Source organism: Bacillus sp. YC2, assembly GCF_019891195.1.
Lineage (GTDB): Bacteria > Bacillota > Bacilli > Bacillales > Bacillaceae > Bacillus.
The window spans coordinates 41,851-55,008 of sequence record NZ_JAHXDO010000017.1 but is presented as its reverse complement, the minus strand read 5'-3'; the positions used below and the strand labels follow the sequence as shown (position 1 = coordinate 55,008).

The following is a 13,158-nucleotide window of genomic DNA, read 5'->3' as shown; positions in this document are numbered from 1 at the left end:
AGAGTAGGACGCCGCCAAGCAATCTTTGACCCAGCTCAGAATGAGCTGGGTTTTTATTTTTCGATCAAAAAACAATACAAACACCGAAATGCCGCATACCCCATATACTAATTGCAAACTTCAAAAAGGTCTAAATTGTGTATACAACCATCAGCTTAGGGGAAGGCTATTCATACGGAGGTGGGCATGATGAATGAGACGTCCAGCCATGGAGAAACATGTATTGTGTGTGAAACCAAAAAAAGCAGAGGCATCCATATTTATACGAAATTTATATGTTTAGAGTGTGAGAAAAAAGTAGTTTCCACTTCAACCTCTGACCCGGATTATGAATTTTACGTCAGGAAACTGAAAAGCCTTCATACACCGACTTTATATTCCTAACCCTGAAAAGGGTCTTTTTTTTTGCATAAATTTAAAGGGTTTCTTTCACTTTTTATAAGAGAACTGATACGATAAGAAGAGGAACTTGTTTAGAAATGGAATGTAATAGATAATACTGATAGAAGTGAATAAATAGGAGTCGATCATGTATGAAACCGTTTATTCAATTTATAAAATGGACCCTGGGCGGCAGCGCTGCGTTTGTTATCGCTGGGACATCAAGCTTTTTCATATGGCATCAGCCTTTTCTGCATTCGTTTTTATACGGAACGGCTGGCGGGGCGATCGTTTGTGCAGGCGGTCTGTGGAATACAAAGCGCCTCTTTTTAAGAAAACATCAGCTGACTAGAAAAGAATATGCTTTCATCAAGGAAAATCTTGAAGAAGCAAAAGATAAAATCGTTCGTTTGCGTAAAGCATTATTTCGGTCTAAGAGTATTCAAATGCTGAAGCAAAATGCCGAGATACTGAGGATTGTCAGGCGGATATATATACTTACCAAACAAGAACCGAAGCGTTTTTATCAGGCAGAACGTTTCTATTATCAGACGCTCGATTCTATGGTTGAATTAACAGAAAAGTACGGCTTGCTATCAACACAGCCTAGGAAAAATAAAGATTTGTCCATGTCCTTGAGCGAAACGAGAATCACCCTTGCAGAGCTGACCAAACGGCTGGAAGAGGACCTTCATGAAATCATGAAAGAAGACATAGATGAATTACACTTTGAATTAGATATAGCAAAGCATTCGCTGAGAAAATAAGAAAGGGGGAAGAAAATGGTCAAAGACCGTTCAGATGAAGTCAACGGTGAGAATGGTCAGACGAATATTAGGCTTGCAGATACAATGCATGATGGGAACAGAGAAGCAGCACTTCAGCTGGCAGAGAAATTAGATCCCAAGAATATGCAAAGCATTGTTTTATTTGGCTCACAAGCACAATCAAATCTCCTTGATTTTTCTCACACTATGATAGAGCATGTGCAAAGAAAGGATATCGGAGAGATTGGCCGCATATTAGGCGATCTGATGAAAAAGCTTGATCAAGTAAACCCTGACGACCTGCAAGAGAAGAAAAAAGGGTTTCTCGCCCGTATGTTCGGCAGGGTATCAAGCTCTGTGCAGGAAGTGCTTTCAAAATACCAAAAGACAAGTGTGCAGATTGACCGAATCAGCAAAAAACTGGAGCACTCTAAAAACACGCTGATGAGTGATAATAAGCTGTTAGAACAGCTGTATGAGCAAAATAAAGAATACTTTTCCGCACTAAATATGTATATAGCTGCGGGAGAGTTGAAATTAGAAGAGCTAAAAACAAAGGTGATTCCTGAATTAACAAGAAAAACGGAATCAAACGAACACAATCAAATGGCTGTGCAGGAAGTAAATGATCTTATTCAATTTACTGAGCGGTTAGATAAGAGAATTCATGATCTGCTGCTGAGCAGGCAGATTACGATTCAGAGCGCGCCGCAGATCCGTTTGATTCAAAACACCAATCAAGCGCTGGCAGAGAAAATTCAATCCTCAATCGTAACGGCTATTCCGCTATGGAAAAACCAAGTCGCCATCGCATTAACGCTTTTGAAGCAGCGCAGTGCGGCAGATGCACAGAAGAAGGTTTCAGATACAACGAATGAATTGCTGCTGAAAAACGCCGAGCTTCTCAAGACCAATACGATTGAAACAGCAAGAGCCAATGAACGCGGCCTCGTGGAGGTAGACACACTCAAAAAGGTGCAGGAAAGCTTAATCAGTACACTGGAAGAAACGATATCCATTCAGGAAGAAGGAAGAATCAAACGCAGGCGGGCTGAGGAAGAGCTGGTAATCATGGAAGGCGATTTAAAGGAAAAATTGCTGAATATGAAATCCAGCCGGGACAACAGCTAGCTGGCAAAAGTCTTAGCTTTAAGTTGTATCACAGGCACGATATAATAAGTATGATAGTCAAAGGATTTGTTTGAAATGGACACACCTTTATATACAGCGCTGATTGAGCATGCGCACAGAAATACGTATTCTTTTCATGTTCCGGGACATCACAATGGAGATGTCTTTTTTGATGAAGCTAAATCTGTTTATCAATCTCTTTTATCGATAGATATGACTGAGATCACGGGGCTTGATGATCTTCACCATCCGACTGGAGTGATAAAGGAAGCACAGGATTTGGTGAGCCGGCTTTATGGCTCACAGGAAAGTTTCTTTCTCGTCAATGGGTCGACAGCAGGCAATTTAGCTATGATTTTAGCGGTTTGTGAGCCGGGGGAGCCTATCCTGATCCAGCGGAATTGTCATAAGTCCGTATTTCATGCGGTGACAATGGCTGGGGCTAAGCCGGTATATATAGCGCCGGAGGTTGATGAGGGCATGCACGTGCCGGCTCATGTGCCTCTTTCAGTAATTGAAGAAGCGTTAGCGGACTACCCGAATGCGAAAGGGCTTGTTCTTACCAATCCCACTTATTATGGGCATTCTGCTGATCTGACGGCAGCAATCAAAAAAGCCCATTCATATGGGATTCCTGTTCTTGTGGATGAGGCGCATGGCGCTCACTTTGTGTTAGGTGAACCGTTTCCGCCATCGTCATTGGCAATGGGAGCTGATGCCGTCGTTCAGTCCGCTCACAAAACTCTTCCGGCCATGACGATGGGGTCTTACTTTCATTTGAACAGCGGCCGGATTGACAGAGACAGACTGGTATATTATTTAAGCAGTTTGCAAAGCAGCAGCCCCTCATATCCGATTATGGCGACTTTAGATACGGCCCGCGCTTATGTGCAGGACATCGCTGAGAACGGGACACTGCCTGTTTATTTACAGCACATTAACCAAATTAAACAAACGTTTGCTTCAATTCCTTATATTGAAGTGATCCATCCATCAGGAAATGGGCTGCGGCCGGACCCTTTAAAACTGACGCTTCGCTCGAAGCTCGGACATTCGGGCTATTCGTTACAAAGGATATTGGAAAGCTCCGGGGTTTTTGTTGAACTGGCTGACGAATATCAGGTGTTGCTCGTATTACCGCTGGGCGGCCGGCGAAAGATAGAGCCGGAAACCGTAAGAAACATACATCAAAAGCTGGAGAATACACCGCCTGATAAACGGCAGGAAGCCGTTAAATGGACATTTCCATCCATCACTACACTCGATTATCCAAAAAGCGAGATCAGCCGATTCAAAAAAGAATTTGTTGAAATGGATAAAGCAGCCGGACGCTTACATGCAGCGGATATCATTCCATATCCGCCGGGGATTCCGCTTATCATGGACGGAGAAAGAATAACAGAAGAAAGCATACAGAAGCTATCTCGTTTAATCGGCATGAATGCGCATATTCAAGGCCGGTCAAAGGAGAAACAATTACTTGTTTATATAGAAGAGGAGAAATCATGAGCGGTTTATTTATTACATTCGAAGGACCTGAAGGAGCGGGAAAAACGACAGTGCTTCAGGCAATAAAAGAACTCCTATCAACAAAGGGGCTGCCCGTAACGGCGACAAGAGAACCGGGCGGTATCGAAATTGCCGAACAAATCCGGGAAGTCATTTTAAATAAAAACAATACGTTAATGGATTCTAAGACGGAGGCTTTGCTCTATGCGGCTGCCAGAAGACAGCACTTAGTCGAAAAAGTTCAGCCTGCTTTGGAAGAGGGCCGTATTGTTCTGTGCGATCGCTTCATAGACAGCTCGCTGGCTTATCAAGGCTATGCCAGAGGGCTTGGCATTGAAGAGGTCCTTTCCATCAATCAATTTGCAATCGGCGATACCATGCCGGACATCACCATCTATTTTTCCATTGAGCCGGAGGAAGGACTGAAACGAATTAAGGCAAATCAGTCACGGGAAAAGAACCGTCTTGACCTTGAGGCTTTACACTTTCACACTCAAGTAAGAGAAGGATACCAAAAGGTGATGGAGCGTTTTCCGGAAAGATTCCATTCAATTGATGCTTCTCAGACAAAGGATCGCGTCATCCAGGACGTACTGAATGTGATAAATGAAGCACTGAAAAAAATTCAGTTGTGACCTGATTCTCATTAGTTGATATAATAAATGTAACTACACAATGTTGTTTCCAACCTAAAGGGGGCCTTTAAGATGAAATTAATAGTGGCAGTGGTACAGGATCAGGACAGCAACAGACTTTTGAAAGTATTAACGGACCACAACTTCAGGGTGACGAAGCTTGCAACGACAGGCGGCTTTCTTAAATCAGGCAATACAACGTTTATGATCGGGGTAGAAGATATCCGTGTCAATAAAGCGCTTAGCCTCATTAAAGAGAATGGCTGTAAACGCGACCAGATGATTGCCCCGGTATCCCCGATGGGCGGGAATGCAGATTCCTACGTCCCTTATCCTGTCGAAGTGGAAGTCGGCGGAGCGACGGTATTTGTCCTTCCGGTCGATGAATTTCATCAATTTTAAGGATATGAAGCTGTGAAAATAAATTCTGACTTACGTACATTTATAGAAAAAAAGCAGCAGCCTGCCTTCAAATCTGCAGAGCTGTCCGGAACGTTCAAAAGCTCAATGGACAGCCAAAACAGCAAGCTGAAATTTGACCAGCTGAGCAGGTTCTTAACGGATATAGAAACATTCGGTAAAAGATTGACGAAGTCGAGGAACTTCAAAGACTTAGCGAAATTTAAAGGATTGGTAAAACGCTTTGTAAAAGAGGCCGTTGACAGCGGTTTATCGCACGAAACGGAAAAAAGCTTTGACCTTTACGGAAACAGCAGAACGCTGGGGCTTGTGAAAGAAATAGATGAAAAACTGCTTCAGCTGACTGAAGAGATGTTAGATCAGGGAAAACCGGCAATTGATTTGCTGGATCGAATTGGAGAAATAAAAGGTTTATTGATTAACCTTTACACATAGAGAGTGATACAATGGAAATATCATGGAAGGAAATGACCGAGCAGCAGCCAAGAGTAATGAGGCTTTTGCACAATAGCATTGAAAAGAAAAGGCTTTCTCATGCTTATCTGTTTGAAGGAAAAAAAGGAACGGGCAAACTGGATGCCGCATTGCTTCTAGCAAAAAGCTTTTTTTGCCTTGAAGGCGGGACTGAGCCTTGCGGGGAGTGCCGGAACTGTAAGCGTATTGATTCCGGAAACCATCCAGATCTGCATCTGGTTCAGCCCGACGGGTTATCCATCAAAAAGGCCCAAATCCAATCGCTGCAGGAGGAGTTCTCTAAAACAGGACTGGAATCGCACAAAAAACTGTACATTGTATCCCATGCGGATCAAATGACAACAAACGCAGCCAACAGTCTGTTGAAATTTTTAGAGGAGCCGAATCAAGACACCATCGCCATTCTTATCACCGAGCAGCTGCACAGAATGCTGGATACGATCGTTTCGAGATGCCAGGTTCTTCCGTTTCAGCCGCTGCAGCCGAAAGCGATAGAAGAAAGACTCGCTCAGCAGGAAGTAGCGCCTCATATGGCAAGACTTTTAGCGAATATGACGAATAATATAGCAGAAGCAGTCGAATTAAGTCGAAATGATGAGTTTGCAGAGTCCAGAGCGAAAGTGATAAAATTGTATGAAGTCTTACATCAGCGGAAAGGACATGCCTTTTTCTTCATTCAGGATCAGTGGGTGCCCTTTTTCAAAGAAAAAACCCATCAAGAAATGGGTCTTGATATGCTCTTATTGATTTACCGTGATGTACTATCCATCCAAATTGGAAATGAAGATAAACTGATTTATCAAGACTTATTCCAATCAATAAAACAGCATGCGCTGCAATCTACACAACAAAGCGTTACGAACCAAATTCTCGCTGTTTTAGAAGCAAAAAAACGGCTTCATTCCAATGTGAATGTGCAGGGATTAATGGAGCACTTGGTGTTAACGTTGCAGGAGGGATAAGCTTGTACAACGTAATTGGCGTCCGCTTTAAAAAAGCGGGGAAAATTTATTATTTTGATCCGAACGGATTTGATATAGAACAAGACAGCTGTGTCATTGTCGAAACCGTCCGAGGTGTCGAGTATGGACAGGTTGTCATCGCAAATAAACAAGTGGACGAGCATGATGTTGTGCTCCCGCTTCGGAAAGTCATACGCGTCGCAGATGAGCGCGATCTTCTCATTGTAGAAGAAAACAAACAAGAGGCGTTATCCGCTTTTGAAATCTGCCAGAAGAAAGTGGCCGACCACGGCTTAGATATGAAATTGGTTGATGTAGAGTTCACATTTGACCGCAATAAAGTGATTTTTTACTTTACGGCTGATGGCCGGGTCGATTTCAGGGAACTCGTAAAAGACTTGGCATCTATCTTTAAAACAAGAATAGAATTGCGCCAGATCGGGGTAAGAGATGAGGCGAAAATGCTCGGCGGCATCGGTCCGTGCGGGAGAATGCTTTGCTGCTCTACGTTCCTCGGTGATTTTGAACCGGTATCCATCAAGATGGCAAAGGATCAAAACTTATCACTGAACCCAACGAAAATTTCCGGTCTCTGCGGACGTCTGATGTGCTGTTTAAAATACGAGAATGACGAGTATGAGACAGCAAAAGAACAGCTGCCGGATTTAGGCGAAATGATTACGACGGCAAACGGCCCTGCAAAGGTTGTCGGTCTTAATATTCTGGAACGGGTGCTTCAGGTGGAACTGAAGAACCGTGAAAAAGTGATAGAATATACTTGGGAAGAGCTCTTGGAAGAGGGCGTCGTATCCGCACAAACCACAGATTAACGAGGTGTGGAACCTTGGATAAAAAAGAGTTATTTGATACAGTCATTAACCTGGAGGAACAAATCGGTTCGCTGTACCGTCAGCTGGGTGACTTAAAGCAGCATATCGGCGAAATGATTGAAGAGAATCACCATTTGCAGCTTGAGAACAAACATTTGCGCAAACGGCTTGACGACACGACAGAGCAAATAGAGAAATTCAAAGCCGATCAGAAAGAAACAAAAACACAGAAGACAGAGCAAACGGATATAGGAGAAGGGTACGATAATCTGGCCCGGCTGTATCAAGAAGGCTTTCATATTTGCAACGTCCACTATGGAAGCGTCCGCAAGGGAGATTGTCTTTTTTGTCTGTCATTCTTAAATAAAAAATAAGGAAAAGGCTTCCGCTGATGTCGGAAGCCTTTTTCAAAGAGTGCCGAAAGGATAAGATTATGGTTTCATTACGTGATGATGAAAGATTGGATTATTTATTAGCTGAGGATATGAAAATTGTGCAAAGCCCGACTGTATTTGCTTTTTCATTAGATGCCGTGCTGTTATCGAAATTTGCATACGTTCCGATACAAAAAGGAAAAATGGTTGATCTATGTACGGGGAACGGCATTGTGCCGCTTTTGCTCAGTACGAGATCAAAGGCAGATATCATCGGGGTGGAAATTCAGGAGCGTCTGTATGATATGGCACTCCGAAGTGTGGAATACAACGGGTTGGAAAATCAGATCAGCCTTATTCATGATGATCTGAAAAATATGCCGGAAAGACTCGGGCATAATAAATATGATGTAGTCACTTGCAATCCGCCCTATTTTAAAACACCGAAACAGGCTGAGCAAAACTTGAACGAACATCTTAGAATCGCAAGGCATGAAATTCATTGTACGCTCGAAGATGTGATTTCTGTCAGCAGCAAGCTCTTGAAGCAGGGCGGCAAAGCGGCTCTTGTTCATCGGCCTGGAAGGTTATTAGAAATTTTCGAACTGATGAAAGCTTATCAAATTGAACCGAAGCGGGTCCAGTTTATTTATCCGAAACAAGGAAAAGAAGCGAATACCATTTTGGTAGAAGGCATTAAAGGCGGGCGTCCCGATCTGAAAATTCTTCCTCCGCTGTTTGTGTATGATGAAAATAATGAATATACGAAAGAGATCCGCACGATTTTGTATGGAGACAAATAATCATTTCTTTTATGTGCTGCTGTGTAATGACAACAGTCTGTATGCCGGCTATACAAATGACTTGCAAAAACGCCTGAAAACGCACAACGACGGGAAGGGCGCAAAGTACACGAGAGCAAGAAGGCCGGTGACATTATTCCATTCGGAATCATTTGAAACAAAACGGGAAGCGATGCAGGCGGAGTATCGCTTTAAGAGACTGACCCGAAAGAAAAAAGAACAATATATAGAAGAAAAACAAAAGCAGCAAGGAGGCTGTATATGTTACGACGCCAGATGAGTTTTAACGGAAAGTCTGATATGGGGATTCTTTACCTTGTTCCTACACCGATAGGAAACTTGGAAGACATGACATTTCGTGCGGTGGACACTCTGAAATCGGTCGATGTCATTGCTGCCGAAGATACGAGACAGACGAAAAAACTGTGCCATGTCTATGAGATAGAGACTTCTCTCGTCAGTTATCACGAACATAATAAAGAAAGCAGCGGCCATAAAATCATGGAATGGCTGAAATCCGGTAAGAATGTCGCGCTTGTCAGCGATGCGGGAATGCCCACAATATCTGACCCGGGGGCTGAGATCGTAAGAGATTTTACCCGGATCGGCGGATATGTCGTTCCGCTTCCGGGAGCCAATGCAGCGTTAACTGCGCTCACAGCATCGGGCATCCTGCCGCAGCCTTTTTTCTTTTACGGATTCTTAAACAGACAGAAAAAAGAAAAGAAGAAAGAGCTCGAAATCCTTAAAAAGCGGCAGGAAACGATGATTTTCTATGAAGCGCCGCATAGATTGAAAGAAACATTAACTGCGATGCATGCCGTTCTGGGAAATAGAGAAATCGCCGTAACAAGGGAATTAACGAAAAAATACGAGGAATTTATAAGAGGAACGATCGCAGAGGTCATTGAATGGGCGAATGAAGACCAAATTCGCGGCGAATTCTGTCTCGTTGTCGAAGGCAATCAAGCGGCTGAACCGGATGAGGAAGAGAAGCCGTGGTGGGAGGATCTTTCTGAAAAGGAACATGTGGAACATTACATGAATGAAGGAGCTTCTTCTAAAGAGGCCATTAAACAAACCGCAGTTGATCGGAACGTGCCGAAGCGGGAGATCTATGATGCATATCACATTAAATAACGAAAAAAACCGTTCTTGTGTCGTAACAAGAACGGTTTTTGTAAGAAAGAGCTTATTTTTGGTTTTGAAGCTGGTTTTGAATTTCAGAGATGATTTGCTCAGCGCCTTCTTTGCTAAGCACCAACTTACCGCCGGCAAGTTTAAGGTTATCATCAGAAACTTCACCAGTTACTTGGCAAGTCATGTTTGGTTTATATTTTTTAAGGATGATTTTTTCATCATCAACATAAATTTCAAGAGCGTCTTTTTCTGCGATGCCAAGTGTACGGCGAAGTTCGATAGGAATAACTACGCGTCCAAGTTCATCAACTTTACGTACGATACCAGTAGATTTCATTAACAGTCTCCTCCCGAGAGATAATTATTTGTAAATTATAATTTTCTTCGTCATTATTCGACAAATTCCTTACATTCCTAGCATAACAAGGTTTCCAATAATCGTCAATCATTTTGTTTGCTATTGTTTGTAAGAATTAGTTCTTATAGTAAGTAAAGCCTTGGAAATCTTGAAATAACGGGCTTTTTAACCGCTTTAACCAACCTATTATCCTACTAAAAATCCTTTTAAATCAAGACTTTCGAACCAAGGTGTTTTATCTTAGTAGATTATATACGACAAAATTCGACATGTTAAGACTTTTTTTAATTTCAATAAAAATTTTTAATTTTATTTATTCTTTTAAGTCCCGCACGTATATATCCTTGATCTTAAAGGCTAAGATGGTATCATAGATAGAGGACAAATTTCAATATCGTATATTAAATAAAAACCGCTCTCGTCCTTTGGGCGTGAGCTTTTCGACATTCTGATTGGGAGGTTGCAACATGCCGCAAGAAAATAATACTTTTTATATTACGACTCCGATTTATTATCCGAGCGGAAAATTACATATCGGACATGCGTATACCACTGTAGCCGGTGATGCAATGGCGCGATACAAGCGTTTGAAGGGCTTCGATGTGCGCTATTTAACCGGAACGGATGAACACGGGCAAAAAATTCAGCAGAAAGCAGAGGAGGAGAACATCACTCCTCAGGCATATGTAGACCGTGCGGCTGCTGAGATACAAAAACTATGGAAGCAGCTCGACATTTCTCACGATGATTTTATCCGGACAACGGAAAGCCGGCATAAAGAGATTATTGAAAAAGTGTTTCAACAGCTTCTTGATAATGGCGATATTTACCTGGATGAATATGAGGGTTGGTACAGTATCCCGGATGAAACGTTTTATACAGAAACACAGCTTGTAGATGTGGAACGGAATGACAAGGGAGAGGTCATCGGCGGCAAAAGCCCGGACAGCGGCCACCCTGTAGAATTAATCAAAGAGGAATCATATTTCTTCCGCATGGGCAAATATGCAGATCGTCTGCTTAAGTTTTATGAGGAGAATCCTTCCTTTATCCAGCCGGAATCACGTAAAAATGAAATGATTAACAACTTCATTAAGCCGGGTCTTGAGGATTTAGCCGTTTCCAGAACAACGTTTGACTGGGGCGTAAAAGTTCCTGGAAATCCGAAGCATGTCGTATATGTATGGATTGACGCGCTGTTCAACTATATTACAGCGCTCGGATACGATACGGAAAATGATGAGCTGTACAAAAAATACTGGCCGGCTGACGTTCATCTTGTTGGTAAGGAAATTGTCCGCTTCCATACAATTTACTGGCCGATTATGCTGATGGCATTGGATCTGCCGCTGCCTAAGCAAGTTTTCGCGCACGGCTGGCTGCTGATGAAAGACGGTAAAATGTCGAAATCAAAAGGTAATGTCGTTGATCCCGTGACGTTAATTGAACGATACGGCTTAGATGAGCTGCGCTATTACCTTCTTCGCGAAGTGCCGTTCGGTTCAGACGGCGTCTTTACACCGGAAGGCTTCGTAGAGCGGATCAATTATGACTTGGCAAATGACTTAGGAAACCTCTTAAATCGTACAGTCGCAATGATTAATAAATATTTTGACGGCCAGATCGGATCTTATGATGGAAACGTCACCGATTTCGACCGCGAGCTTTCTACAGTAGCAGAAGAAACAGTGAAATCTTATGAAAGTGCAATGGAAAACATGGAGTTTTCAGTAGCATTGTCAACATTATGGCAGTTAATCAGCCGGACCAATAAATACATTGATGAAACAGCTCCGTGGGTTCTTGCAAAAGATCCTGAAAAAGAAAGAGAATTGCAATCCGTGATGTACCACTTAGCTGAGTCATTGCGTATTTCAGCAGTGCTGCTTCAGCCTTTCTTGACAAAAACGCCTGAAAAAATGTTTGCCCAGCTCGGTGTAGAAGATCAGTCTCTTAAAGCATGGGAGAGCATTACAGCATTTGGCCAATTAAAGAATACGAAAGTGCAAAAAGGTGAGCCGTTATTCCCTCGTCTTGAAGCAGAAGAAGAAGTGGCATATATCAAACAAAAAATGCAAGGGACCGCTCCTGTGAAAGAAGAAAAGGCAGAAGAGCCGCAGGAGGTTGACCGTCTTCCTGAAATAACAATTGATCAATTTATGGACACAGAGCTTCGAGTGGCAGAAGTCTTGTCCGCAGAACCGGTGAAAAAAGCAGATCGGTTGCTGAAATTGCAAATTGATCTCGGTTTTGAAAAGCGCCAGGTTGTATCTGGAATCGCAAAGCATTATACACCGGAGCAGCTTGTCGGAATGAAGATCATTTGTGTAACTAATTTAAAACCGGTAAAACTGAGAGGCGAGCTTTCTCAAGGAATGATACTTGCTGGTGAATCGGATGGTGTTCTCAAAGTCGTATCGGTTGACCAGTCATTACCGAAAGGCACTAGAATTAAATAAACAGGTACAAAAGGTGTTTCACGTGTAACATTTCGTCGAACACCTTTTGTTTTTCAACAAGAAAGGAGTTTTTTGATGCTATTTGATACTCATGCACACTTAAACGCCGAGCAATTCGACACAGATCTGGAAGAGGTAATCGAACGTGCAAAGTCTGAACAGGTTGAACGGATAGTAGTAGTCGGATTCGACAGACCGACAATCACTCGGGCAATGGAACTGATTGAGGAATACGACTTTATTTATGCCGCTGTCGGCTGGCACCCTGTAGATGCTATTGATATGACAGATGAAGATTTATCTTGGATAAAAGAACTGTCTTCTCATGAAAAAGTGGTGGCAATCGGAGAAATGGGACTCGATTATCACTGGGATAAATCACCGAAAGATATTCAAAAAGAAGTGTTCAGAAAGCAAATTGCCCTTGCGAAGGAAGTGGATCTTCCCATCATCATTCATAACCGCGATGCGACTGAGGACGTCGTAACGATTCTGAAGGAGGAAGGTGCTGAACAGGTCGGCGGAATTATGCACTGCTTTACGGGAAGTGCAGAAGTTGCACAGCAATGTATGGATATGAATTTCTATATTTCATTCGGCGGTCCGGTTACCTTTAAAAACGCGAAAAAGCCGAAAGAGGTGGCAAAAGAAATTCCGAATGATCGTTTGCTGATTGAAACGGATTGTCCTTTCTTAACGCCGCATCCTTTCCGAGGCAAACGAAATGAGCCGAGCTATGTGAAATATGTCGCTGAACAGCTCGCGGAATTAAAAGGGATGACGTATGAAGAAATTGCTTCCATTACAACGGAAAATGCAAAAAGACTTTTCCGCATGAACTGACAGGATGTGCTGTCGTAATCTGTAAAGGCTTGTCCGATTCAGAGGATATGTAAAACGGTTCTACAAGCTTCT

15 protein-coding genes and 1 pseudogene are annotated in these 13,158 nt (G+C 42.7%); 15 read left to right on the top strand and 1 reads right to left on the bottom strand.

All coding sequences use genetic code 11. From position 1 onward, the window contains the following. Positions 1 to 189 precede the first annotated feature (189 nt). From KY305_RS18765 to rsmI, 13 genes and pseudogenes are all read left to right on the top strand, one after another. The gene (locus KY305_RS18765; RefSeq protein WP_061521534.1) at positions 190 to 384 is read left to right on the top strand and encodes a sigma factor G inhibitor Gin; all 195 of its coding nucleotides are present in this window, start codon (positions 190 to 192) and stop codon (positions 382 to 384) included. Positions 385 to 533: 149 nt separating this feature from the next. Further along, entirely contained in the window at positions 534 to 1,148 is a 615-nt protein-coding gene (locus tag KY305_RS18760) for a 5-bromo-4-chloroindolyl phosphate hydrolysis family protein (protein ID WP_223063776.1), read from the top strand. A gap of 15 nt (positions 1,149 to 1,163) precedes the next feature. After that, entirely contained in the window at positions 1,164 to 2,279 is a 1,116-nt protein-coding gene (locus KY305_RS18755; protein ID WP_223063775.1) for a toxic anion resistance protein, read from the top strand. Positions 2,280 to 2,354: 75 nt separating this feature from the next. Continuing rightward, the gene (locus KY305_RS18750; protein WP_223063774.1) at positions 2,355 to 3,788 is read left to right on the top strand and encodes an aminotransferase class I/II-fold pyridoxal phosphate-dependent enzyme; all 1,434 of its coding nucleotides are present in this window, start codon (positions 2,355 to 2,357) and stop codon (positions 3,786 to 3,788) included. Beyond that, entirely contained in the window at positions 3,785 to 4,423 is a 639-nt protein-coding gene (tmk, locus tag KY305_RS18745; protein ID WP_223063773.1) for a dTMP kinase, read from the top strand. The genes KY305_RS18750 and tmk overlap by 4 nt, the downstream gene beginning before the upstream one ends. Positions 4,424 to 4,495: 72 nt before the next feature. Further along, positions 4,496 to 4,825: a cyclic di-AMP receptor DarA gene (gene darA / locus KY305_RS18740; protein ID WP_061521539.1), complete on the top strand. Its 330-nt coding sequence runs from the start codon at positions 4,496 to 4,498 to the stop codon at positions 4,823 to 4,825. A 12-nt stretch (positions 4,826 to 4,837) separates the two neighbouring features. Further along, positions 4,838 to 5,278, top strand: a complete 441-nt coding sequence (locus KY305_RS18735; RefSeq protein WP_223063772.1) for a YaaR family protein — start codon at positions 4,838 to 4,840, stop codon at positions 5,276 to 5,278. An 11-nt stretch (positions 5,279 to 5,289) separates the two neighbouring features. Beyond that, positions 5,290 to 6,279, top strand: coding sequence for a DNA polymerase III subunit delta' (holB, locus tag KY305_RS18730; RefSeq protein WP_223063771.1), 990 nt, complete (start codon positions 5,290 to 5,292; stop codon positions 6,277 to 6,279). 2 nt (positions 6,280 to 6,281) lie between these two features. Continuing rightward, the gene (gene ricT / locus KY305_RS18725) at positions 6,282 to 7,109 is read left to right on the top strand and encodes a competence/sporulation regulator complex protein RicT (protein ID WP_013350747.1); all 828 of its coding nucleotides are present in this window, start codon (positions 6,282 to 6,284) and stop codon (positions 7,107 to 7,109) included. Positions 7,110 to 7,123: 14 nt separating this feature from the next. Further along, positions 7,124 to 7,483, top strand: a complete 360-nt coding sequence (gene yabA / locus KY305_RS18720; RefSeq protein ID WP_214804045.1) for a DNA replication initiation control protein YabA — start codon at positions 7,124 to 7,126, stop codon at positions 7,481 to 7,483. A gap of 59 nt (positions 7,484 to 7,542) precedes the next feature. Continuing rightward, the gene (locus KY305_RS18715; RefSeq protein ID WP_061521544.1) at positions 7,543 to 8,286 is read left to right on the top strand and encodes a tRNA1(Val) (adenine(37)-N6)-methyltransferase; all 744 of its coding nucleotides are present in this window, start codon (positions 7,543 to 7,545) and stop codon (positions 8,284 to 8,286) included. Further along, positions 8,273 to 8,573 (top strand): annotated as a pseudogene (locus KY305_RS18710) (GIY-YIG nuclease family protein). The gene KY305_RS18715 and the pseudogene KY305_RS18710 overlap by 14 nt, the downstream one beginning before the upstream one ends. Beyond that, entirely contained in the window at positions 8,548 to 9,426 is an 879-nt protein-coding gene (rsmI, locus tag KY305_RS18705) for a 16S rRNA (cytidine(1402)-2'-O)-methyltransferase (RefSeq protein WP_223063770.1), read from the top strand. Before KY305_RS18710 ends, rsmI begins: the two are co-directional and overlap by 26 nt. Before the next feature lie 52 nt (positions 9,427 to 9,478). Here the strand turns inward: rsmI and abrB are convergent, their stop codons facing one another. Next, the gene (abrB, locus tag KY305_RS18700; protein WP_169510469.1) at positions 9,479 to 9,769 is read right to left on the bottom strand and encodes a transition state genes transcriptional regulator AbrB; all 291 of its coding nucleotides are present in this window, start codon (positions 9,767 to 9,769) and stop codon (positions 9,479 to 9,481) included. A 482-nt stretch (positions 9,770 to 10,251) separates the two neighbouring features. Here abrB and metG point away from each other — a divergent pair, with 482 nt between their 5' ends. Together metG and KY305_RS18690 are read left to right on the top strand one after the other, a co-directional pair. Then, on the top strand, positions 10,252 to 12,243 hold the full coding sequence (metG, locus tag KY305_RS18695) for a methionine--tRNA ligase (protein ID WP_223063769.1): 1,992 nt from the start codon (positions 10,252 to 10,254) through the stop codon (positions 12,241 to 12,243). A gap of 75 nt (positions 12,244 to 12,318) precedes the next feature. Then, positions 12,319 to 13,086 carry a TatD family hydrolase gene (locus KY305_RS18690; protein WP_223063768.1) on the top strand — a complete coding sequence of 256 codons (768 nt, stop codon included), beginning with the start codon at positions 12,319 to 12,321 and terminating at the stop codon, positions 13,084 to 13,086. Positions 13,087 to 13,158: the final 72 nt, after the last annotated feature.